Here is a 1,775-nt window from a genome sequence, read left to right on the forward strand (position 1 = left end):
CGTAGTAATCAGCGACATTCACGGCGAGATCCTGGTAGAGCTGGCCGCTGAAGATGAGGTCGGCTCCCGCCCCCACCGACATCAGCGACGCGCTCATCTCCTGCCAATTCCGCAGCACGGGCTCCCACGCATCGCGGATCAGCTTGATCGGGTTGCGCACGAAATTCTTCCGAAAGTCACGGATGAATTCGTCGCTCCAGAAGTCGTGCATATCGGGGCCGTAGGCGATCGCCGGGAGACCGGCCTTCTGCGCCAGCTCCACCAGGTTCGGCGGGACGGCCATGCGCACCTCGTGGCCCCTGCGCATCAGTTCACGACCGATGGTGAGGCACGGCTCGATGTCGCCACGCGTTCCATAGCTCGCCACAGCAAATTTCATCGCGACCGTAACCTTAATCACTCTCCGTCAGCATGGGCAACTTCGGCGAGTCGCCGGTGGCCTGCGAATTGCAGATCATCGCTGGCCAATGCGCTTTCCTAGAGGAAAAGGCGGAACGGCGATGCAACGCCTTCGGCGATTGCAACGAAAATGAATTACATCGCAGTAGCGGTGTGGTGAATTCTGGCAAAGCCAATGTCATCGGCCTTTCCCCCGGACCGTAGCACTGTGACGACCTTCGAGCAGCGCAGGCATCGTCGGCTGAGGATACATTGTGCCAGAGGACCGTCGGCGTGTCTTTGGAAACCGCGCGATTTCGTATCCGCCACAGATGGCTCCGAAAAGCGCAATTTACCGACGCTTTTCGGGGCATATTTTCCCCGGCGCTTGCGGACCCGCTCAGGCGCGGCTGCGCGCTCGGGCGAAATTCTCGACGAGATCGGCGGCCTTGCGGACGCTGTCGGCGGGCTTGGTCATGTGGCTGGCGATCTGCCGGGCGCGCACCGCGTAATCCGGCGCCAGCACCCGGCGCAGGTCGGCGGTGAGGGTTTTCCGGGTCGTCGCCGAAAAGCGCCGCGTCGTCCCGACTTTCAAGCGTTTGAGCTGCGCTCCCCAAATGGTCTGGTTGGCGTCCATGGACAGGATCACGGTGGGAACGCCCGCGCGCATGCTGGCGGCCGTGGTGCCTGAACCGCCGTGGTGGACGACCGCGCGGCAGACCGGGAAGATCGCCGCGTAATTGACCGCTCCCACCACCTTCACGTGCTCGAAAGACGGCGCACTGCTGAAATCGCTGTAGCCGGCGCAGATCAACGCCCGCTCCCCCAGCTCGGCGCACGCGGCGCCGATCATTTCCACCGTCGCGGCCGGGGATGCCACGGGCATGCTGCCGAATCCGAAACAGATCGGCGGGGTACCGGCGGCAATCCACGACGCGACCTCGTCATCGGCGCCGGTGGCCAGCTGCATCGTCAACGTGCCGACGAACGGTCGCTGGTCACGCCAGTCGGCCCACTCGTCGGCCAAGCCCGGGAAGCACACCTCGTCGTAGGCCTGAATTTCCAGCGACCGCCGTTCGATGATTCGCCGGGGCGACGGCCCCGTCGCCTTCGGCAGACCCAGCTCGCGGCGTTGGGCGTCCTCGACCTTCTTGTTCAGGCGCCAACAGAACCAGTCGAACCCCACCATCGACGACCGCGCCAATGGCGCGGGAAGCAAAGACACCACCTGCCCGTTGGGCCGCATCGGGACGTGGTGCAGGGTGGCCAACGGGAGGTCGTAATACTCGGCAACGTTCGCTGCGGGTTCCTGGTAGCTCTGGCCAGCGAAGATCAGGTCAGCCCCGTCGGCCAGGGAAAGCAGCGTCGTGTTCATGTGGCGCCAGCATCCTTCCGCG

3 protein-coding genes are annotated in these 1,775 nt (G+C 64.3%); 1 reads left to right on the forward strand and 2 read right to left on the reverse strand.

All coding sequences use genetic code 11. The features are described from left to right. The coding region (locus A5714_RS11220) for a glycosyltransferase (protein WP_197513640.1) at positions 1-379 on the reverse strand (379 nt) is incomplete at its 3' end. A gap of 32 nt (positions 380-411) precedes the next feature. Between A5714_RS11220 and A5714_RS26060 the strand changes: the two genes are divergently transcribed. Beyond that, the gene (locus A5714_RS26060) at positions 412-603 is read left to right on the forward strand and encodes a hypothetical protein (protein WP_156747270.1); all 192 of its coding nucleotides are present in this window, start codon (positions 412-414) and stop codon (positions 601-603) included. Positions 604-778: 175 nt separating this feature from the next. Here A5714_RS26060 and A5714_RS11225 read toward each other — a convergent pair. After that, positions 779-1,775, reverse strand: a 997-nt coding sequence (locus A5714_RS11225) for a glycosyltransferase (RefSeq protein WP_068285228.1), incomplete at its 5' end; no start/stop codon positions are given.

This window comes from Mycobacterium sp. E2462 (assembly GCF_001672685.1).
Lineage (GTDB): Bacteria > Actinomycetota > Actinomycetes > Mycobacteriales > Mycobacteriaceae > Mycobacterium.

What these genes read in the sequence shown, in the direction of transcription:
- A5714_RS26060 (WP_156747270.1), top strand. Translation starts at nt 412, where the DNA reads ATGGGCAACTTCGGCGAGTCGCCGGTGGCCTGCGAATTGCAGATCATC.